General features: G+C 41.7%; 19 protein-coding genes. 8 read left to right on the top strand and 11 right to left on the bottom strand.

The features are described 5' to 3' along the window. Nucleotides 1-15: 15 nt before the first annotated feature. From ACSBOP_RS14680 to ACSBOP_RS14655, 6 genes are all read right to left on the bottom strand, one after another. Nucleotides 16-933 (bottom strand): carbohydrate ABC transporter permease, encoded by a 918-nt coding sequence (locus ACSBOP_RS14680; RefSeq protein WP_442601275.1) that lies wholly within the window; start codon nt 931-933, stop codon nt 16-18. A 1-nt stretch (nt 934) separates the two neighbouring features. Continuing rightward, a complete protein-coding gene (locus ACSBOP_RS14675; protein WP_442601274.1) occupies nt 935-1,840 on the bottom strand; it encodes an ABC transporter permease in 906 nt (301 codons plus the stop codon). Nucleotides 1,841-1,932: 92 nt separating this feature from the next. Then, nucleotides 1,933-3,615 (bottom strand): extracellular solute-binding protein, encoded by a 1,683-nt coding sequence (locus ACSBOP_RS14670; RefSeq protein WP_442601273.1) that lies wholly within the window; start codon nt 3,613-3,615, stop codon nt 1,933-1,935. 214 nt (nt 3,616-3,829) lie between these two features. Beyond that, nucleotides 3,830-4,003 carry a FeoB-associated Cys-rich membrane protein gene (locus tag ACSBOP_RS14665; protein ID WP_442601272.1) on the bottom strand — a complete coding sequence of 58 codons (174 nt, stop codon included), beginning with the start codon at nt 4,001-4,003 and terminating at the stop codon, nt 3,830-3,832. 17 nt (nt 4,004-4,020) lie between these two features. Beyond that, nucleotides 4,021-6,024 carry a ferrous iron transport protein B gene (feoB, locus tag ACSBOP_RS14660; protein ID WP_442601271.1) on the bottom strand — a complete coding sequence of 668 codons (2,004 nt, stop codon included), beginning with the start codon at nt 6,022-6,024 and terminating at the stop codon, nt 4,021-4,023. Further along, entirely contained in the window at nt 6,018-6,248 is a 231-nt protein-coding gene (locus ACSBOP_RS14655) for a FeoA family protein (protein ID WP_442601270.1), read from the bottom strand. The genes feoB and ACSBOP_RS14655 overlap by 7 nt, the downstream gene beginning before the upstream one ends. 171 nt (nt 6,249-6,419) lie before the next feature. Between ACSBOP_RS14655 and ACSBOP_RS14650 the strand changes: the two genes are divergently transcribed. The 4 genes from ACSBOP_RS14650 to ACSBOP_RS14635 all read left to right on the top strand — a co-directional run bounded on the left by ACSBOP_RS14650 (nt 6,420) and on the right by ACSBOP_RS14635 (nt 10,450). Continuing rightward, nucleotides 6,420-7,403 carry a DMT family transporter gene (locus tag ACSBOP_RS14650; protein WP_442601269.1) on the top strand — a complete coding sequence of 328 codons (984 nt, stop codon included), beginning with the start codon at nt 6,420-6,422 and terminating at the stop codon, nt 7,401-7,403. 188 nt (nt 7,404-7,591) lie between these two features. After that, entirely contained in the window at nt 7,592-8,455 is an 864-nt protein-coding gene (locus tag ACSBOP_RS14645) for a sugar phosphate isomerase/epimerase family protein (RefSeq protein WP_442601268.1), read from the top strand. A gap of 37 nt (nt 8,456-8,492) precedes the next feature. After that, nucleotides 8,493-9,554 carry a Gfo/Idh/MocA family protein gene (locus tag ACSBOP_RS14640; protein ID WP_442601267.1) on the top strand — a complete coding sequence of 354 codons (1,062 nt, stop codon included), beginning with the start codon at nt 8,493-8,495 and terminating at the stop codon, nt 9,552-9,554. Between the two features lie 20 nt (nt 9,555-9,574). Next, nucleotides 9,575-10,450: a sugar phosphate isomerase/epimerase family protein gene (locus ACSBOP_RS14635; RefSeq protein ID WP_442601266.1), complete on the top strand. Its 876-nt coding sequence runs from the start codon at nt 9,575-9,577 to the stop codon at nt 10,448-10,450. A 43-nt stretch (nt 10,451-10,493) separates the two neighbouring features. Here ACSBOP_RS14635 and ACSBOP_RS14630 read toward each other — a convergent pair whose 3' ends face one another. The 5 genes from ACSBOP_RS14630 to ACSBOP_RS14610 all read right to left on the bottom strand — a co-directional run bounded on the left by ACSBOP_RS14630 (nt 10,494) and on the right by ACSBOP_RS14610 (nt 16,165). Then, entirely contained in the window at nt 10,494-10,955 is a 462-nt protein-coding gene (locus ACSBOP_RS14630; RefSeq protein ID WP_442601265.1) for a MarR family winged helix-turn-helix transcriptional regulator, read from the bottom strand. 98 nt (nt 10,956-11,053) lie between these two features. After that, a complete protein-coding gene (locus ACSBOP_RS14625) occupies nt 11,054-11,674 on the bottom strand; it encodes a TetR/AcrR family transcriptional regulator (RefSeq protein WP_442601264.1) in 621 nt (206 codons plus the stop codon). Next, on the bottom strand, nt 11,655-12,911 hold the full coding sequence (locus tag ACSBOP_RS14620) for an MFS transporter (protein ID WP_442601263.1): 1,257 nt from the start codon (nt 12,909-12,911) through the stop codon (nt 11,655-11,657). The genes ACSBOP_RS14625 and ACSBOP_RS14620 overlap by 20 nt, the downstream gene beginning before the upstream one ends. 151 nt (nt 12,912-13,062) lie before the next feature. Continuing rightward, nucleotides 13,063-15,165 (bottom strand): LTA synthase family protein, encoded by a 2,103-nt coding sequence (locus ACSBOP_RS14615; RefSeq protein ID WP_442601262.1) that lies wholly within the window; start codon nt 15,163-15,165, stop codon nt 13,063-13,065. Nucleotides 15,166-15,448: 283 nt separating this feature from the next. Then, nucleotides 15,449-16,165, bottom strand: coding sequence for a Crp/Fnr family transcriptional regulator (locus ACSBOP_RS14610; RefSeq protein WP_442604485.1), 717 nt, complete (start codon nt 16,163-16,165; stop codon nt 15,449-15,451). Between the two features lie 167 nt (nt 16,166-16,332). Between ACSBOP_RS14610 and pflB the strand changes: the two genes are divergently transcribed. The 4 genes from pflB (at nt 16,333) to ACSBOP_RS14590 (ending at nt 20,625) form a co-directional block, all read left to right on the top strand. Further along, on the top strand, nt 16,333-18,600 hold the full coding sequence (gene pflB, locus ACSBOP_RS14605) for a formate C-acetyltransferase (RefSeq protein WP_442601261.1): 2,268 nt from the start codon (nt 16,333-16,335) through the stop codon (nt 18,598-18,600). Between the two features lie 88 nt (nt 18,601-18,688). Continuing rightward, nucleotides 18,689-19,432, top strand: coding sequence for a pyruvate formate-lyase-activating protein (pflA, locus tag ACSBOP_RS14600; RefSeq protein ID WP_442604484.1), 744 nt, complete (start codon nt 18,689-18,691; stop codon nt 19,430-19,432). Nucleotides 19,433-19,496: 64 nt separating this feature from the next. After that, nucleotides 19,497-19,667, top strand: a complete 171-nt coding sequence (locus ACSBOP_RS14595) for a hypothetical protein (protein WP_442601260.1) — start codon at nt 19,497-19,499, stop codon at nt 19,665-19,667. 106 nt (nt 19,668-19,773) lie between these two features. Then, on the top strand, nt 19,774-20,625 hold the full coding sequence (locus ACSBOP_RS14590; protein WP_442601259.1) for an SMP-30/gluconolactonase/LRE family protein: 852 nt from the start codon (nt 19,774-19,776) through the stop codon (nt 20,623-20,625).

Genomic DNA, 20,625 nt, shown 5'->3' with positions numbered 1-20,625 from the left:
CGATAGTAATCTCTATTATTCTTTGACACTCCCCATCACAATTCCTTTTATGAAAAACCGCTGCATGAACGGATAGACGATGAGGATCGGAAATGCCGCCACGAAAATCTGTGCTGCTCTGCTCGTACGATCGGACAACTTGAGCATCAACTGGGCATTCTCTGCTTTAATGAAGCGAAAATCCAGTTTAATAATAACCGTCTGCAAGAAGGTTTGCAGCGGGTAATTTTCAGTATGATTCATGTAAATCATGCCGTCAAACCAACTGTTCCAATGTCCCACCATGGTAAAAAGACCTGTCGTCGCAAGTGCAGGCAAAGACAACGGAACGTAGATCTTCCATAAGGTCGTAAAATGGCCGGCCCCGTCGATGCGCGAGGATTCCTCGAGTTCTTTGGGCAGACTGCGGTAGAAATTCAGCAATAGAATAACGTTGAACACCGCAACTGCTCCTGGCAGCACCAGAGCCCATATGGTATCAATCATCCAAAGCCCCTTCACGGTTAAATACGTGGGAATGAGTCCACCACTGAATAAAATTGTAAATACGAATACCCATGCATAGAAGGTCCTTAGCCGAAATTGCTGAGAATCTTTGGATAATGGATATGCGGTAATAATCGTCAGCAACATGCTGATGGTTGTTCCCAGAATAACCCGCTGAGTAGATACCCAGAATGCCCGCAAATATTCCGGTTTTCCAAATACGTTATCATATGCAGCCGTTGTGAATTCAATTGGCCACAGTGCGACTTTGCCGGCAGCAGCTGCTGAACCGGAGCTGAACGAGATCGCCAAAATATGAATAATAGGCATAAGGCACAATAAGGATATGGACAGTAGAATGATGAAGTTGCATATCAAAAACAATCTTCTAGCGAATGATCTGTTAGTATGCACGATGCATCTCCCTTCTGAATTACCGCCGATCATATTAGAAAATGCGGTAATTCGCTAATCGATAGGCTAAGAAATAGGAAATCGATATGAATATAAAAGATATGATGGATTTCAGCAGCCCTACGGCCGTAGCGAAACCGAACTGTGCTTGCTGAATCCCCATGCGGTATACGAAGGTGTCGATAATATCCGCGCTTTCATAGACCGGAGGACTGTAAAGGTTGAAGATTTGCTCAAATCCGGCATTGAGTACATTACCGATATTGAGCGTAAACATGAGAATGATGATGGGAAGCATCCCAGGCAGCGTCACATGTAACGTCTGCTTGAAGCGTCCTGCACCGTCGATTTCCGCTGCTTCGTACAGTGACGGATTAATGCTGGTGAGCGCTGCCAGATAGACAATGGTACCGAATCCGAATTCCTTCCATACATCCGAAATGACCATGACATAAGGGAACCAGTCATTGTCTCCTAGAAAAAAAATGGGCTTGATGCCGAACAAATTCAACACTTGATTGAAAATACCAGAGGATGGAGACAATACATCGACTAGAATTCCGCTTAACAGTACCCATGATAGAAAGTGAGGCAAGTAAACGAGTGTCTGGAAGGTCCGTTTGACCCATTCTTTCCGAAGCTCATTCAGCAATATCGCAATCGTGATCGGAACGAACAGACCTGCCACAATTTTCATCACGGCAATGTATACTGTATTGAAGAATATGCGGCCAATATCAGGGTACTCGATCAATAACTGAAAGTTCTTGAGACCAATAAAGGGTGAGCCGAACAGACCTTTATTCGGAACGTATTTCTGAAAGGCCATCATAATGCCGGCCATCGGGATATAACTGAAAATGATGACTAATGTTAGACCTGGCAGCAACATTAAGTGAAGCGGCCACTCCTTCTTCCACCTGCGTATTAATCCCTTCATGCCTTCACCTCTCTGTATGACTATTAAATATGAACTAGGTTAAAAAAAAGAGGGATTGTTTTGTCCAACCCCTCAATCGATCCGCTTTGCGATTATTTGTGAGTGGCGTACCATTCGTTGACTTCTTTGGTCATTTTGTCGCCGCCAAGCTTCTTCCATTCTTCTACGAATTTATCGAATTCATCCACGGATACTTGATTCATGATAATTTTGAAGAATATTTCATCCCGCTTCTTGGTCAGAATTTCTTGTCTTTCCGCCATCGTCGGTGTAGGTGCACCGTAAAATTTATTTTGTAGGTACTGTTTATTTTGCTGAATTGCCGGAACATGTGAAAATGCGCCTTTCGGTCCCGAAATCAGGTATTCCCACCACATGTTTTTATCACTGCCGTCAACATATTTCATAGCGCGCTCATACCGTGTTTTTTGTTCCTTTGTTTCTAAAATGCTCGTGTTTTTGGTTTCAATGGCTTTTGGCAGAATGTCGCCGTTATTATCCTTTTGTTTACCCACACGAAGCGGGCTTAGAAGCCAGTAGTTGTTGCCTTTTTCCTTCAAGTCTTTACCGTACTCATACACTTTTTGTTCTGGTGTCGGATGATTATCCACCACAATCCAGTGGTTCAGTAATTTAATAACGCCTTCCGGATGCTTTGCTTTCTTGGAGATGACATAATATTCGTCAACACCGATTCCGATTTGCGATAGTGCAGGATTGCTATCCACTGATGGAATCGGGAATACGCCCCACTCTTGTACGACTTTGCCGTCCTTCACAGCGCCTTTGACGAGCTGAGCCGGTACCCAAGACGCACCGTATACAATACCGATGTTGTTGTTATAGAGGAGCTCTGCTTCTTTCTCAATGTCTTTAACAGCGAACTCAGGATCAATTAATCCTTTCTTGAACATATCCTGTAGTCCCTTAAGTGCTTCCTTCACTTGAGGCTGGATGTCACTATTGACCAAACCACCTTTTCCGTCTTCCATCCAATTATTCTCATAGGCATGGTAACTATTTAGGAATGCTCTTAGTCCTGTAACACCTGTGTCCCTATTAAATGGATCTTTACTTACTGCAATTCCATACGGTTTCCCGGTGCCGCCAGGGTCTTTCGTTTTGAACGCCTCGGCGATCGTCAATAGGTCTGCCATCGTCTTCGGTTCCGGCAGGTTCAATTTCTTCAACCAGTCCGTACGAATAAAGAGAAACTGGTATTGGTACGGGTTATACGAACTCGGAATCCCCATTAACTTATTGTCGAAAGTGGCCGTCTTCATCTGCAATCCGCCATCCATCATCAAAAATTTCTTCGTCTCATCCGTTGCATACTTGTCGTATACATCCTTGAGATTCATAATCATATCCGCTTCGGTCAACTCTTTCAGTTGTGTAGCATTGACTCGCATGAAGTCTGGAATATCATTGGAGGCGATGGACATCTTCAATTTTTCCTTGAATTGAACGTCATCGGCGGATATCCATTTATTCGTGATCTTCACGCCGATGTCTTTCATATACGCATCATAGACCGCATTCTTCTCAAAACTCTCGCCTGGATCAAATTTAAGATATTGATCACTAGCCGTAACTGTTGAAACCTCTACAACTTCACTCTTTTCACTTGCCGTAGTCGGTGTCGTTGTTGTTGTCGGTGCCGGTGTCGCATCGGTCGGTTTTTTCTCCGCTTCCTTCGTTGTATTGCTGCATGCCGTTATCGCTAAGCTGAGGGTTAAGGCAAAGACGATAAGACTTTTCCTTGTTCTTCTCATAGTACCCCTCCATCATGTTTCAAATTAGGTAGCAGACGTTGCTGCTTCCTTTCATAATCTTAGTATAGAAATGAATGCGCCTTCATTCCATATACTAGTCTTTACTTTCGTATACACCTCTTGACTACCGAAGAGCTTGTCCATTGAAAACGAATCGTCTACTTACACCTTTAATGATTCAATTGCTTTTGAGAAAATAAAAAAAGACCCTGCATTATGCAGAGCCTTTCGATTGATTGGGGTTCACTTCAATGCTGCAACCCGACTGGCAGGTTTTGGAGATGGAGCAGCTGGCACATTTACCCTTTTTGCTTTTTTTGTAAAATTGAATCAATGTCCATGCCGCATAGCCGAAAATAACAGCACCGATGATGATACTCGCAGTCATGAAACGATCACTTCCCTTCACATTCCAAGTAAATGTCCGACTCCAACAATGATAAGTGAGATGAGATAAGCGACGATTAATGCGTAAATGATCGAGAACCAAGTCCATTTCAGAGAGCCAGTTTCTTTACGAATGACGCCGACAGTAGCTAGACAAGGGATATAAAGAAGAATAAATGCGATGAAGCTGTAGGCCTCAAGTTGAGTGAAGTGTCCCGCCAATACACCTTGAAGCGCTTCTGTGTCCGGTGCTAGATAAATGATATTCATTGTAGAGACAACAACTTCTTTTGCTAGGAAACCCGTAATCAGAGCGGCACCAGCTTGCCAAGTACCAAAGCCAATTGGACTAAACAACGGGGCAATCCAGCCACCGATTATCGCTAGAAAGCTATCATTCATATCGACATTCAGTCCACCAGGACCGGCATAACTGAGCAACCAGATGACCACAGAGCCACCGAAAATAAATGTACCTGCTTTCTTCACAAAGCCTTTGCCTTTTTCCCATGTACTTCGGAACAATGTGCGCCATTGCGGGATTCGGTAAGGAGGAAGTTCGACAACGAACATCGATTGCTCCTGTTTGAGAATTGTCATCGAGAACAGCTTAGCCAGTACAAGAGCGACGACGATACCTAGTAGATAAAGAGATAAGACAATAAGGGCTTGATGTTCTTTGAAAAAAACACCAACAAACAAACTATATACCGATAAACGTGCTGAACAAGACATCAACGGTGTTAAAATGACTGTCAACAAACGTTCTTTGGGCTGTTCAATCGTTCGTGCGGCCATGATACCCGGAACGTTGCAGCCAAAACCGATAATCATTGGAATGAATGCTTTGCCGTTAAGACCAATCAGCTCCATGAGTTTATCCATTACTGTGGCAATACGCGCCATGTAACCCGAATCCTCGATAAAAGAGATGATAAGGAAGAGCATGAAGATTTGCGGTATAAAGACAAGTACACCACCGACACCCGCTAATATACCATCTAGTACAAGAGAATGGATGAAGGAAGATGCGCCAATTGCGGTAAGCCCGGCTGCGATACCATCTTTAAGTGGTCCATTGAAAAATGTATCTAACAAATCAGATAGAGGCTGACCGATCCACTCAAAAGTGAGCTTAAACGTTAGGAACATAAACAAAATAAAAATAGGAATACCCAAGAATTTATTCGTAACAATGGTATCGATTTGCTCAGAACGCAAGGAACGTTTTGGTTTCGTCTTGGTTGTACATTGCTTCAGTAGCGATTCAATATATTGGCTGCGCACGTTTCGAATAAACTGTGGTAGTGATTTTGCCTCGTGATTATCAATAATTCTGTTTGCGGCTTGTTCAACAGACTGCTGCAGGATCGTAGTCTCGATATAAGCTTCTAGCGCATTTTTTACAATTTCATTTCCTTCAAGGAATTGCAGCGCCATCCAGCGTTTATTACGAACAGAGTCAGGTAATTGGTCAACAATTTGGGTAATGTCCTGTTCCAAAATTCCATAGTGAAGCTGGAAAGAGGAGGGCGGAGCCGAATCATTTTGATCGGAGAGACATTCGAATATTTCCGAACATCCCTTACCTAAACGAGCAACCACCGGCAATACAGGAATTTGGAGAGCACTTTGTAAGGCTTCCACATCAATGGTGAGTCCACGATTAGCAGCCACATCAACCATATTGAGTGCAACTATCATTGGTTTCCCAAGTTCGAGTAATTGAATAGTTAGTTGTAGATTTCGTGCTAATTGCGATGCATCTACAACATTAAGTATTGTAGAAAAAGGCTCATCCAGCAAAAATTGCGAGGTAATTCCTTCATCCTTAGATAGAGGGTTTAAAGAATAAACGCCTGGAAGGTCAATTAAGGAACCTTTTTTCGCTTTTAGCACGCCTACCTTTTTCTCGACAGTGACACCTGGCCAATTTCCGATATATTCATAGGAACCTGTTAGTGTATTAAATAATGAAGTTTTCCCTGTATTCGGATTACCGACAAGCGCGACTGTTAACATATACCCTCGACAGCAATTTGACATGCTTCAGAGCGACGAATAGCGACCCATTGACCGTTTGATTCGATCGTGCAAGGACCGCCGAAAGGCAGTGCTTTTTTTAGAGATATAATAACACCTTCCATTATACCTAAGTCCATTAGACGTCTTTTTACCAGGTTATTTAAGGTGGTAACATCCGTAATTCGTACGGAATGTCCAACTGGAATATCAATTAATTTCATTTTATAGCACCTCGATATTGATAATCATTATCATGAACATCATTATAGAATGATTGTTCCTTTCTTGCAAGAAGAATCTCATTTCTATTGTCATAAAGAGTTCATAACTTAATCTGATAAAACATGCTAGAATAAATGGTCACAAAATGAGATTAGGAGACAATAGAAAAAATGAATGCCAAGCAATTTTTCACTCATCCTTTAGGGATATTAGGTTCAGCAGTAGGCGCAACATTTTTGTGGGGAAGTTCATTTCCTTTTATCAAGAAATCTTACGTAGAGCTTGGTATTGGCTCTCACGACATATACAATCAGTTCGTGTTTGCAGGGTATCGATTCATTGCAGCTGCACTTATCATCATGATCATTATGAAGCTGCTAGGTAAAAACATCATGCCGCAAAAAGGTACTCTAGGCGGGATTACGAAACTTGCACTGACTCAGACATTTTTGCAGTATTTGTTCTTGTACGTGGGGATCTCCATTTCCAGCGGTATCCAAGGTTCAATTATTACGGGTACAACCTCTTTCTTCCAAATCATTGTTGCACACTTTATGTTCAAGAATGACAGCTTAAATACACGCAAAATGGTCGGTATTATTCTTGGTTTCGGTGCAGTGCTCGTTGTGAACTTAGGAAAAGGTGATATCTTAGCAGATTTCGGTTGGGGAGCGCTTCTCTTATTGATCGCCATGTTATGGGGAGGGTTAGGTAATGTGTTGTCTAAGGGCGTCGCACAAAAGATGGAGCTGATGTATATGACATCCTATCAAATGCTGTTAGGAGGATTTGGACTGCTTGTGGTGGGTGGTGTTCAAGCGGGTTTTGCACCTTTTACATTTACACCAAAAGCAATCGGCATGTTGGCTTACTTATCCTTCGTGTCCGCAGCAGGCTTTATCTTGTGGAACAGCGTCATGAAATATAACAAGGTTGGTAAAGTGTCGATGTATTTGTTCTTAATGCCTATATTCGGGGTAATGTTGTCGGCGTTGCTATTGCATGAACAATTAAGATATACAGCTTTTATCGCGCTTGCCCTAGTTGCGGCTGGGATTGTTATTGTCAATCGAGAAGCGAAGCAGAAACAGAAGGAATCTCCGCGATCTCAAACACAAATGAAAGAGTCGGTCAGTACACTAGATATTAAATAGAAGTAATGTGGAAAAGAGTGCTATTCACGATTTGTGAGGCACTCTTTTTATGTGAGTTTTTAATTCCGTGTTTTGTTTCGTTTTTTCATTGACACATCTAATATGAAACAGGTAACTTGAGAAGTGAGGTTGAAAGAATTAAATAGCCATTTATACTACAAAATTCGGATTTACAGGAGGAACGTGTAATGAAGATTGGTCTTAGTTCGTACAGCTTATACAGAGAACTTACTGCTGGAACAATGAACATTGTGGATTGTATCAAATGGGTAGCAGAAAATGATGGATGTCACATCGAAATTGTACCGCTTGGTTTTGATTTGGTACAGGATGAGGGTTTGGCAGAGACGATTCAACAAGAAGCGAGTAAAGCAGGAATTGCAGTTTCCAATTATGCCATCTCTGCAAATTTTGTAGGATTAGATGAAGATAAGTGGCACCAAGAAATTGAACGTGTAAAGTCTCATGTGGATATTGCGAATCGTCTTGGCGCGAAACTCATGCGTCATGATGTAGCAAGTCGCCCTATTCCAGAGACGACACTTACGAATTACATACAGGATTTAGACCGTATGACACTAGCGTGTCGTGAAGTTGCTGACTATGCAGCTCAGTACGGCATAACGACTTCAATTGAAAATCACGGTTTCTATGTACAGGCAAGTGATCGGGTTCGCGCCTTAGTCGACCACGTGAATCGTCCTAACTTCCGTACGACTCTCGATGTAGGTAACTTTTTGTGCGTAGATGAAAATCCTCTTGTATCCGTTTCCAATAATCTACCTTATGCTTCCATTGTGCATTTGAAAGACTTCTATATTCGTCCTGCGGCGCAAGACCCAGGCGATGGTTGGTTCCGTTCGGCAGGGGGTCAATATCTGCGTGGTGCAGTAGTTGGGCAGGGTGATTTAGACATGCGCAACATTTTACAAACGATTAAGCAGTCTGGTTATGACGGTTATTTCTCAGTAGAGTTTGAAGGCAAGGAAGATTGCCGTTGGGGATCGAAAGCAGGAATTGAGAACGCACTTCGCATTTGGAATGAAATTTAAGATGCAAAATCATATTCGATAAAAAGGAGTTATTCATATGACAATGATCCATATTGGTGTTATCGGTTGTGGCTCCATCTCGGAAGTCCATTTTCAAGCTTATGAACATGATCCACGCGCTACCATTTATGCGGTTTGTGATTTGAATGAGGAACGTGCTGCTTCTAAAGCGAAGCAGTTCGGAGCAGAGAAGGTTTACACGAACTATCTTGAATTGCTCGCTGATCCAACTATTGAAGCTGTAAGCATCTGCACATGGAACAACACGCACGCAGAGATCGCGATTGCTGCGCTTGAAGCGGGTAAGCATGTCTTATGCGAGAAGCCACTCTGTAAGACGGTAGAGGAAGCGCTGCGTGTGGAGGAAGCGGTTCGTCGTAGTGGGAAAGTGCTGCAAGTCGGTTTTGTGAGACGTTTTGCAACGAATACAGATCTGCTTAAAGGGTTTATTGATTCTGGAGATTTAGGCGAAATTTATTATGCAAAAGCTTCAATATTGCGTCGCTTAGGTAATCCAGGTGGATGGTTCGCAGATCACAGCCGTTCTGGTGGTGGCCCACTGATCGATATTGGCGTTCATATTATCGATGTTTGCTGGTACTTGATGGGTAAACCTAAGATCAAATCCATTTCCGGTAACGTTTACAATCGTCTAGGCAATCGTTCGAATGTGAAGAATTTGTCCTTTTACAAAGCAGCTGATTATGCAGCCGATCAGAATACAGTTGAAGATTGTGCGAATGCGCTGCTTCGTTTTGAGAATGGGGCTTCCCTCATGGTGGACGTTTCATTTACACTTCATGCGAAGAAAGATGAACTTTCTGTTAAATTGTTCGGGACGAAAGGCGGCGCAGAGCTAGAGCCTGAGCTTTCATTAGTCACAGAGAAATTGGATACGATCTTGAACATTCAGCCACAAATTGACCATCTGTCTTTTGATTTCGTGCATGCTTTCCGCAGTGAAATTTCAGCATTTATCTCTTGCTGCTTCGGAGAACAAGAGACACTGGCACCTGTTGAAGATGGCGTGGAATTGATGAAAATGTTATGTGGTATTTACGAAGCAGCTGAAAAGGGACACGAAATTACTTTTGAATAAGATAAGGAGGTGTAGACGGTATGCAATTAACAAATCGAATTGGTGTTATTGTAGATAGCTTCAGACTTCCACTGCGTGTTGGATTGCAACGTGCAAAATCAGTCGGAGCAGATGGGGTGCAAATTTATGCAGTCCAAGGAGAAATGGACCCAGCGAATTTATCTGCGACAGATCGTGCAGAGCTTAAGAAATATATTGCTGATCTAGGTTTAGATATTGCTGCTTTATGTGGGGACCTTGGTGGTCATGGATTTCAAGATCATTCTGTCAATCCGATGAAAATCGAGAAGTCCAAACGGATTCTTGACCTTGCCGTAGAACTTGGAACGAATGTCGTCACGACACATATCGGTATCGTTCCTGAAGATAATCAGGGCGAAATATACACAAATATGCAGCAAGCTTGTGAAGAGCTAGGTGTGTACGCGAATAGCATGAATGCCTATTTTGCAGTGGAGACTGGTCCAGAGCGCGCATCGCATTTGAAAAGCTTCTTAGATTCACTGAGTACCAAAGGTGTATCTGTAAACTTTGACCCGGCGAATATGGTCATGGTTACTGGTGATGATCCAGTCGCAGGCGTGAAGCTTTTGAAAGATTATATCGTTCACACACATGTGAAGGATGGTCTGCAAATTCAGCCTGTTGATCCAAGATCTGTATACGGTAGCCTAGGTTACGAAGGCATGGATCATGAGAAAATTGCGAAGATGGTTGCATCAGGTGAATTTTTCAAAGAAGTACCGCTCGGTCAAGGTAAAGTAGACTTTCCAGCTTATTTTGCAGCATTACAAGAGATTGGCTACAAAGGATACTTGACAATTGAGCGTGAAGTTGGTGAGAATGCAGAGGCAGACATTGCCCAAGCGGTGGAGTTTATTAAGGGATTCAAATAAGTCTACAAAAAAACGAGCAGCCCCTAGCGGTTCGCTCGTTTTTCTATGCTTTTGGATCAAGTGATGCTTCTAATTCAGCATTGTAATCCTCTTGATTTTCAATAATTTGTTCGAAAATACGGGTTAAAGCAGCAATGTCAGTATCAGTTAATCCGGAAAAGAATTTCTCGAACAATTGTTTTCTTTGTTTGCTGAGCGTTTCGAGAATTTCATGTCCCTTATCGGTAATTTCTAAATACACGACACGGCGATCATTTTCTGCTCGGCGTCTGCTAGCTAATCCTTCTTCAACAAGCTTATCCGATATGCCTGTAACTGCACCGGATGTGATATGAAGTGCTTCTGCTAGCGTCGAGATATTATGTGGGCTTTCAGCAAGTCGCTCCAAGACGAGGAATTGTGAACGATTGATCGTGTTGTCTACGTGTTTACTCCACTGCGTGGAAATTAATTTCAATATTTTTCGAAATGCATGTTCAAGCTGCAAAATATCCTTGCTCGCCATACGAAGCCACCTTCAATCATAGTGATAGGTTACAATCATTTAGTTATCAAATTATTTAGAAGTATACTTTTTTGAAACTAAATTGTCAATCTTGCACCTTAACCCAGTGGCAATTGTAACACATAACATAAGTAATGATGGAGTATCTTAAGCTGCTCTTCACAATGTAACTTTTCAATGGGCAGTACAATGGAATTCAATGTGATACCTTCGTTCCAAGATAGGAGAAAATGTGTGATGACTAACGTGTCAACCGTAGGCGAGAAATAACCACGCTCCATACCAACTTGAAAAAAAGCTTGGAAATGGTTTATTAATGTTTGATGTCTATGTGTTAATAATGGATGACACTCTCGTTCTAAGGAATAGGCGTTAAAATATTCAATTCGTGCGATATACAAGCCTATTGGTGTTCCTTGGATATGATTATGCATGTAGTCAAGTAATTGAATGATGGCTTCATTTCCACTGCTCACCTTGTCATAGATACTTAGCAAATTAAAGCTGCGCTGCTTTTCGTTCTTATCTAACAATTCCCTAAATATTTCATCCGTAGAAGAAAAATATAAATAAACACCGCCACGGCTTAATTTCGATTCCTCTACGATATCCTTCATCGTGACTTGAGTGAATCCTTTTCGAATAAAAACCCGTTCAGCTGCTTGTAAGATGTCATTTCGTTTGTTTTGTTTATAGTTGTCAGGCACTTTCGGTGACATTAGTCGTCGCACTCCTATCTATGGATTTTCCTAAGATTAACGTGAGAATACCTATAATGGCAAGTAAGCTTCCGGACCAAATAAAAGCGGACACCACGCCGTATAAAGTAGCAAGTACGCCTCCAATCACAGGTCCTGTAATACTCATTAACGTGGTCATACTCCCGATTGTACCAAATACGCGTCCGCTATACTCAACAGGTGTTCGCTTCTGAACCGTGGAGTTAAATGGGATGAAAACTAAGCCTGCACTTGCACCGCCAAGCAAAAATGCGAGTGGAATGAGTAGTTCGAATCCATTTTGTAATAAGGCGAGCCATGCGGCTCCAGCAAAGACAACACCAAGTCCGATGATACCCGTGCACATGATAGGGAGAACAGACTGGATACTTTTCCGACTTAGAAGGGTGGCTGTTCCTAAAAGCCCAAGTCCACTCGCAGCAATAGTTATACCGAGGAATTCAGTCGACATTCCAGGGATATCCCGAAGTAAAATGGTGATTTGTGAATCTGCAATTTGTAAGACGAGAATAACGAGGCAGAAGAGAAATGTGCCAAACAATATAAAGGGAACCTTGGACATAAAAGCAAACCCGGACTTCAGTTCTTTTATCATGGATTTACGTGCTTCATGTGCAGATGGAGAGGAAATAACCTGACGGATCGGAATCCGAATGAGCAGTAAGGCAGAGAGTAGGAAGCTGGCAGCATCTACATAGAATGCAGCAGCGATTCCGAATCCACTTAATAATACGCCACTAAGCATAGGGCCAATGATTTTGGTTGATTGTTCAATCATCGTGCTGTATGTAATAGCTTTATCCATATGTTCAGGTGCGACAATTTCTTTCAATTTTCCATTTTTCGCAGGATTAAATAACGCGCCAAGAGCCCCTTTGACAAGAAGAATGATATAAATTTGCCAGACGGAGGTGCCGAAAATAAAGGCAAGTACGAGTGGTATCCGCAATACATCCGAAATAATCATTAGAGTACGACGCTCAAATCGATCCGCTAACACGCCTGATATAGGGCCGAATACAACCATCGGTAATCCAAAGCAAATCATCGTATAGGCCATTTCCATGGAGGTGATCTGCCACTTAAAGGAAAGGAGTGCGAACAAAGCAAGTAAGTCAAGCCAGTCCCCTAAATTTGATACGAGTTGTGAACCGAGTAAATAGCGATACGATTTATTGCGCCATAAGCCGCGCTGTAAAGCTTGACTATCTCCCATATAATATCCCCCTAATTTTTGGAAAATGACATCCGTGTCATTATTATAAATGGAAATGGTCCTCACTACAAGAGAATATTTTTGAAAATAAAAAGCCTGAAGGGCAGCTATAGAAATGCTGCTTCTTCAGGTCTTGAAGTTCTTCTAAATATTATTTAGATACGGGTATCGCCGAGGGACCAAGGTCCATCTTGTTTGACACCGCAATTGCAATGTTCTTAGAGTCTGTAACACGCAATTGGATACTAATCTTATCTTTACCAACCAAACTGCTAAATGGAGCTGTGAGTTTCCCGTTCGAGTAGGATGTTTCAAGTGCTGTATCATTGGCATAAATCACACTAGTTGGCGATAGATTCTTACCCGAAATGACGAGTGTTGGAACACCACCAATTTGCTGAACGCTTGAATCTTCAATGACCATTTCACCAAGTCCAAGCATAAAGTTCTTCGCTAGAATCTTATCCCGAAGCGCTCCATAACTGAATTGATTACCGAACATGCCGTCATATTGAAGCATTTCGTAGCCTTTAATGTCTTCTTCTTTGATATTCATTGCTTCATATAAATTTTTCGGTGGGATGACGGGGTGTTTCTGCATCAGATTATATAAATAGTCCGTGTAGAAAGAGCCTTCCAAATTCGCCATGTTCAAGATATATGGAGTTAAGAATGAAGGAGACACATACATCTCTTCACGGTGCTCAGGCAAGTAATTGTCCCAAATAATGAACGGCGTCGAGAACAATTTTTTCGTGACATCTGGATCGTTTGGAAGTAAATACTTCACATCTCGATACACTTGATAATCGTTACCAAGTGAAGGGAGGTGATCGCCGAAAAATAACACAATTGTCGGTTCGCCTTTTTTCTCAAAATGGTCCGTAATTTCTTTCAGCATCGAATCCGCATCTCGCATACCTGTTGCATAGGTCTCAAGCATCGATTTGGACTCAGGTGACATGTTGCCTGTTACTGTAATTGGATTAGATGAAAACTTATTCGCTTCATAAGGAGCGTGGTTTTCCATTGTGTTTGCAAAGATCATATCAGGGCCATCTGTTTTATCTGCTTCAGCGATAATTTTCTTCGCTACTGCGTGATCGGAAAGATAATTTCCTTTGTATTCTGGCTCGAAAAACTCAGATGAAATAAATTTGGAGAATCCAAAGTTATGATATACCGTTCTTGAGTTAAAGAACCAGTTGTGATACGGATTAATCGCTGCAGTTGAATAGCCTTGTCTACCAAGGATTCCTGCGATGGAATCAGTAGGGTGATTTACATACTGAATGTAAGCCAATGACCCTTGTGGTAAGAAGCGCATCGAGTTGCTCGACAATACTTCAAACTCTACGTTGGCTGTGCCTCCACCGAATTGCGGCGAAAGCATTTCACCATGCGGGTACTTTTTTTGCAAGGAACGCAGATTCGGCATTGGATCTTCAGAGAATGTCACATTCGGCAGTTTTGTCGCATCAAATAGCGATTCACTTAGCACAATGATCACATTCGGTTTTTCTTTGCTGCCTGTGTTGCTGCGGCGCGGGGTATCATTTACCATGGCCGTAATGTTTGCTTGATCATAACCATCAGGCTTTTTAACGAAGATTAAGTCCATATTCATCATCGTCGTCAAAGCAAATCCATTGCGTAAATAGTTATCGGCTTGATCCCATGGAATCGTGCTGATGTTTAGGGCATCTTTAATTTTGAAAGGCTTATCTGTATAAATCGTAAACATCATGAACACGGAGAGTACAAGAAGGACCACTTTCTCTTGCCACTTGAATTTCCCGCGCAATAGCTTCACTTTATTCAGTAAAATAATTGCAATAACCACGAAGATAAGGATTCCAATTATCATTTTCCAGGGGATTAACTCGCCCAATTCTTTCGTAATATCTTCTGTCTCGGAAGTTAAAAATACGTCCCAAGGCAGTAACGGAATACCAAGAAATTGCCTTTTGACCCCTGAAATTAATGAAATAATAAAGATAGGGGTAGAGACGACCCAGAAAGCAAGCTGTGTACGACCAAGGATGGCGATGAACAGGAAGAAGAGAGCCGTAATAATTAAATAGTTCAAGAAAAATTCATTTGAATGTTTGTAGCCAAAACCAAGAGCTTTCGTGACGCTGTCTCGGTTCAGAAATTCCATTATAATTACAAGTGGAATAGGCCATAATAGAATATGAATTTTAGATAAGATGTACTTACCTGCTGATCGAGCAGATGACTTCCAATTGTGCATCTTCGTCTGCTCTCCTTTCTCGGAAAAATAGAATTTGTTATATTGTGAAGACTTTGTAAATGTGTATAAACCTCAATAATTATAACATGTGATAGAAACATCACAAACTTTTTTTATTGGGATTCTATTAAACAAATGGTAGTATATTTATGAGGGCATTTATAACAAAAATCCTCATCGTTAGATGAGGATTTTGCTCAGTGATACAGAATTTATATCACCGTGAGAAACGCATATCGTCCTGCAAAGATGACGAGATGGTTCTCCTTGATTCATGCTCAAATTAAATTCGGCAAATCTCAATTGCGCAGTTCTCGCATTTACAAAATTCCTTCAGTCGCTCCATATTTTTAATCAAAATGAAGTCGTTGCTGTAGTCAATAATATCTTGCTTGCGAAGGTCGTTAAGCAAACGGTTCACGCTTTCACGAGTAGCGCCAATCATGTTCGATAATTCGGTGTGTGTTAATTTCTTCGAAATTTCAATGTGATCGCCATCAGGTTTCCCGAAAGTGTTGGAAAGTCTAATTAAAGTGGAACAGAGTGCGCCTGGCTTTCCATACATGATGAGATCGCGCAGTTTTGTCTCTGTAATTCGATGGTTAAGTGACATCCATTTAATAAACTCAACGGAAAGTTCACTGTTTTGCTCGATTAATGCTTCAAGATCCTTCTGGCTAATGAAACCAAGAACGGTGTCTTCTACCACTTTTCCGCTAAATCCATGTGTTGAAGTTTGGAAAAGATGGATCTGGCCGAGTAAATCACCAGGTTGATACATATAAAGAATAAGTTCCTTGCCTTCGTCCGAGGATTTCGTAATTCGAACACTGCCAGATTGCACAAAATACAATTTATCAGCAGGCTCACCTTCCCAGAATAAATGGCTTCCAGCAGGAATCTTAAGCTCTTGCATATGCTCAGTCAAACACTTCAAATTCGCTTCGGAAAAAGTGGATGTGTTGGCGTTAGGGTTTTTCTTTCGGATTGTTGTCAACATCATATCTCCCTTATCAAAAAAAGTGTAAGTAGGCGCAAAGACGTTTCGGGAACATTTTCATTATAAACAATATTTTTGTCTGTGACAAACTTCATAGTGATTTATTTCACAAACGTGATAGAATATGTGTATGAAGGAAAACCAACACTATAGGAGGTGTGGCTATAATGGCTACAGAAGAGAAGAACATACTAGGTGGAACTGAAATTAATGGATGGCGTGGATTTCAAAAAGGGAAATGGTTAAAACAAATCGACGTCCGCGACTTTATTGAACACAATATTACTCCTTATGATGGTGATGAGAATTTCCTAGTTGGACCCACTCAAAACACGAATGATTTGTGGGATATTGTATCGCAATTATCCGTTAAGGAACGTGAAAATGGTGGCGTACTTGACGTAGATGTCAATACACCTTCTACAATCGTATCTCATAACCCTGGATACTTAGATCAAAGCAAAGAGCAAGTTGTAGGCTTACAAACAGATGAGCCGTTCAAACGTTCGATGCAACCTTTTGGTGGTATTAAAATGATGATTGATGGATGTAAAGCGTATGGCTTTGAATTGCCACAATCCATAATCGATATGTTTACTAATATTCGTAAGACTCATAACCAAGGTGTATTTGATGCTTACACGAGTGAAATGAGAGCAGCTCGTAAATCCGGTGTCATTACTGGTTTACCAGATGCTTACGGTCGTGGACGTATTATCGGTGACTATCGCCGTGTTGCCCTTTATGGTATTGATCGTCTAATTGCAGATAAAAAGAATGATCTTAAATTATTGGAAGTAAACGTGATGACAGAAGCAGTTATTCGCTCACGTGAAGAACTTTCTGAGCAAATTCGTTCCCTTCAAGAATTAAAAGCAATGGCAAAAGCGCACGGATATGATATCTCTACTCCTGCTCAAACTGCTAAAGAGGCGTTCCAATGGGTATACTTCGGTTACTTGGCAGCAATTAAAGAGCAAAATGGTGCAGCAATGAGCTTGGGTCGTGTATCCTCCTTCTTAGATATTTATGTACAGCGTGACTTGGCTGAAGGTACAATGACGGAAGTTGAAGCACAAGAATTGGTAGACCATTTTGTAATGAAATTGCGTATCGTTAAATTCTTGCGCACACCAGATTACAATGAGTTATTCTCTGGAGATCCAACTTGGGTAACAGAATCCATTGGTGGTATGGCACTTGATGGTAAGACACGCGTAACACGTAACTCCTTCCGTTTCTTGCACACTTTGTACAACTTGGGTCCTGCTCCAGAACCGAACTTAACGGTGCTTTGGTCCGAACAGTTACCAGAAGGCTTCAAAAAATATTGTGCAAAAGTATCGATTGAAACTAGCTCCATTCAATATGAAAGTGACGATTTGATGCGTCCAATCTACGGAGATGACTACGGTATTGCTTGCTGCGTATCTGCAATGCGTATTGGTAAGCAAATGCAATTCTTCGGTGCTCGTGCAAACTTGCCAAAAGCGCTCTTATACGCAATCAATGGTGGTGTGGATGAGAAGTCTGGTGCACAAGTAGGTCCGCAATTCGCTCCAATTACTTCCGATGTTCTGAACTATGATGAAGTCGTTGCGAAGTACGACAACATGTTGGAATGGCTTGCTAATCTGTACATGAATACCTTGAATGTCATTCATTATATGCATGATAAATACAGCTATGAACGTGTTGAATTCGCACTTCATGACCGTGAGATCATCCGTACAATGGCATGTGGTATCGCAGGATTGTCTGTTGCAGCGGATTCCTTGAGTGCAATTAAATACGCAAACGTTCGTACAATTCGTAACGAGAACGGTATCGTTGTTGACTTTGAAATTGATGGTGACTACCCTCAATACGGTAACAATGATGAGCGTGTAGATGAAATTGCTGTTGGTTTGGTAGAGAAATTCATGAATATGCTTCGTAAACATGAAACATATCGGGATGCCATTCCTACAATGTCTGTATTGACAATTACATCTAACGTTGTATATGGTAAGAAAACAGGTAATACACCAGATGGACGTAAAGCAGGTGAGCCATTCGCACCAGGTGCTAACCCCATGCATGGTCGTGATAAGAAAGGTGCTCTTGCATCCTTGAACTCTGTTGCGAAACTTCCATATGAGCATTCTCTTGATGGCATTTCCAATACATTCTCGATCGTACCGAAAGCATTAGGTAAAGATCTTGAAGCTCGTAAAGTGAACATGGTTTCCATGCTTGATGGTTACATGACAACTGGCGGTCATCACTTGAATGTCAACGTATTTGATCGTGAACAGTTGCTTGATGCAATGGAACACCCAGAGAACTATCCGCAACTTACAATCCGTGTATCAGGTTATGCGGTAAACTTCATCAAACTGACAAAAGAACAACAATTGGATGTTATCAACCGTACATTCCACGGTTCCATCTAAGTTTTAAGTCATACTATTAATAGTAGGTTATGTACAGACGAGGTGGGTTGTACCCCCTCGTCTGTACTTGCCTTGAAGGAGAGATCACATCATGGAAGGACGCATTCATTCAATTGAAACATTCGGTACCGTGGATGGACCCGGTATTCGCTTTATTATCTTTTTACAAGGTTGTGCGTTGAGATGTAAGTTTTGCCACAATCCAGATACTTGGGCGACGGATGAAGGTCGAAAAGTGACCGTTGAAGAAATGGTGAAGGAAATTGAGCCCTACCTTCCCTACTATCGTAGTTCAGGCGGCGGCTTAACTGTATCCGGTGGCGAGCCTACTCTGCAAGCTCCATTTGTAACGGAGCTATTTGCAGAAGTGAAAAGACGCTGGAACTTGCATACAACAATTGATTCATCTGGTTTTAGTGATGCAGAGAAGAATAAAGCCATGTATGATGTGACAGATCTAGTGCTGCTTGATTTCAAAATCATTGATCGAGAAAAGCACATTGAATTAACTTCTCAACCGAATGATCAAATTCTGAACACCGCGAGATGGCTATCTGACAATGGTGTAAAGATGTGGATTCGTCACGTATTGGTACCAGGCATTACAGATGGTGAGGAAGATTTGCGTGCATTAGGTGAAATGCTGGGCTCTCTAAAGTCAGTAGAGAAGTTCGAGATCTTGCCATACCATCAGATGGGCGTGTACAAATGGGAAATGCTTGGTAAGGAATATCCGCTTGAGGGAGTACCATCACCGACGGAAGAAGAAGTGAAGCGAGCTTACGCCATTATTGAAGAAGCAAGAGCAGCATCAGCTTCAAGCAGCAAGTAAACCTTAGCATATGTCAAAATTGCCTTCATATAATCACAATAGATGGTTATAGGAGGTGATCGAGATGAAAGATGCGGTATATTTAACGATTTCATTATTCATTTTTGCCGCGCTTGCAGGTACAGTGATATACGGACTATTCCGGTTTGTGCGAAAAGACTCCACTCATCTCGATATGGACATGTTATGGGATGAAAAGGTTACAAGAGAACAGTTGGATGACCCAAAAGACTAGGTGCTTGCACCTAGTCTTTTTTATTACAAATTGCAGGAAATTAGGGGTTTAAAGAGAAGCAAATAAAGTAGATCAAGATCTTACTTCATATATAGGAGTGAAAGAGATGGACAAGCAATTATATCGTAGTGAAGTGTTTACTGAAGCCCATGGGTTTACCGGCGGCATTGAAGGACCTGCTTGTGATGCGAAGGGGAATTTATATGCAGTCAATTATGATCATGAGGGTACAATTGGTATGGTCACTCCTGATGGGACTAGCTCAGTTTTCGTTGAACTTCCAAGCGGCAGCATCGGTAATGGCATTCGTTTTAATCAAGCAGGAGAGATGTTAGTAGCCGATTACACCAATCATAATATATTGAAAATAAATCCAATTACGCGTGAAATATTTGTACATGCGCATGAATCAAATATGAATCAGCCCAATGATATCGCAATTGCGGCAAATGGCATCGTGTTCGCTTCGGATCCAAATTGGAGCAATTCTACAGGTCAAATCTGGCGTATTACTCCAGATGGTCAGGTTGATTTGCTCGAAGGTGACATGGGGACGACTAATGGGATTGAAGTGAGTCCGGATGAGAAAACATTGTATGTGAATGAGTCTGTACAGCGCAATATTTGGGCTTATGATTTAAGTGAAGACGGTCAAATTAGTAATAAAAGATTGCTCATTTCCTTTGATGATTTTGGACTTGATGGCATGCGTTGTGATGCGGAAGGTTATTTGTATTCCACACGATTTGGTAAAGGAACAGTGGTAAAGCTATCCCCACAAGGGGAAATCGTGCAAGAGATTCAGCTTCAGGGTACGAATTGCACCAATCTTACTTTTGGTGGTGAAGATGGCTGCACAGTGTATGTGACAGTAGCAGATCAGGGGAATGTGGAATCTTTCCGTGTGGAGACACCGGGTCGTTGCCGAGTGCTCTGTGGAGCTGTTGAGGTGAAGTAA

The sequence above is a fragment of the Paenibacillus sp. KN14-4R genome (assembly GCF_052180255.1).
Classification (GTDB): Bacteria; Bacillota; Bacilli; order Paenibacillales; family NBRC-103111; genus Paenibacillus_AM.
Note: the sequence above shows the minus strand (reverse complement) of the source record. Positions and strands in the feature narration are given on the sequence as shown.

Coding starts and splice junctions, on each gene's coding strand:
- ACSBOP_RS14680 (WP_442601275.1), bottom strand. CDS start 933: ATGATCGGCGGTAATTCAGAAGGGAGATGCATCGTGCATACTAACAGA.
- ACSBOP_RS14675 (WP_442601274.1), bottom strand. CDS start 1,840: ATGAAGGGATTAATACGCAGGTGGAAGAAGGAGTGGCCGCTTCACTTA.
- ACSBOP_RS14670 (WP_442601273.1), bottom strand. CDS start 3,615: ATGAGAAGAACAAGGAAAAGTCTTATCGTCTTTGCCTTAACCCTCAGC.
- ACSBOP_RS14665 (WP_442601272.1), bottom strand. CDS start 4,003: ATGACTGCGAGTATCATCATCGGTGCTGTTATTTTCGGCTATGCGGCA.
- feoB (WP_442601271.1), bottom strand. CDS start 6,024: ATGTTAACAGTCGCGCTTGTCGGTAATCCGAATACAGGGAAAACTTCA.
- ACSBOP_RS14655 (WP_442601270.1), bottom strand. CDS start 6,248: ATGAAATTAATTGATATTCCAGTTGGACATTCCGTACGAATTACGGAT.
- ACSBOP_RS14650 (WP_442601269.1), top strand. CDS start 6,420: ATGAATGCCAAGCAATTTTTCACTCATCCTTTAGGGATATTAGGTTCA.
- ACSBOP_RS14645 (WP_442601268.1), top strand. CDS start 7,592: ATGAAGATTGGTCTTAGTTCGTACAGCTTATACAGAGAACTTACTGCT.
- ACSBOP_RS14640 (WP_442601267.1), top strand. CDS start 8,493: ATGACAATGATCCATATTGGTGTTATCGGTTGTGGCTCCATCTCGGAA.
- ACSBOP_RS14635 (WP_442601266.1), top strand. CDS start 9,575: ATGCAATTAACAAATCGAATTGGTGTTATTGTAGATAGCTTCAGACTT.
- ACSBOP_RS14630 (WP_442601265.1), bottom strand. CDS start 10,955: ATGGCGAGCAAGGATATTTTGCAGCTTGAACATGCATTTCGAAAAATA.
- ACSBOP_RS14625 (WP_442601264.1), bottom strand. CDS start 11,674: ATGTCACCGAAAGTGCCTGACAACTATAAACAAAACAAACGAAATGAC.
- ACSBOP_RS14620 (WP_442601263.1), bottom strand. CDS start 12,911: ATGGGAGATAGTCAAGCTTTACAGCGCGGCTTATGGCGCAATAAATCG.
- ACSBOP_RS14615 (WP_442601262.1), bottom strand. CDS start 15,165: ATGCACAATTGGAAGTCATCTGCTCGATCAGCAGGTAAGTACATCTTA.
- ACSBOP_RS14610 (WP_442604485.1), bottom strand. CDS start 16,165: ATGTTGACAACAATCCGAAAGAAAAACCCTAACGCCAACACATCCACT.
- pflB (WP_442601261.1), top strand. CDS start 16,333: ATGGCTACAGAAGAGAAGAACATACTAGGTGGAACTGAAATTAATGGA.
- ACSBOP_RS14595 (WP_442601260.1), top strand. CDS start 19,497: ATGAAAGATGCGGTATATTTAACGATTTCATTATTCATTTTTGCCGCG.
- ACSBOP_RS14590 (WP_442601259.1), top strand. CDS start 19,774: ATGGACAAGCAATTATATCGTAGTGAAGTGTTTACTGAAGCCCATGGG.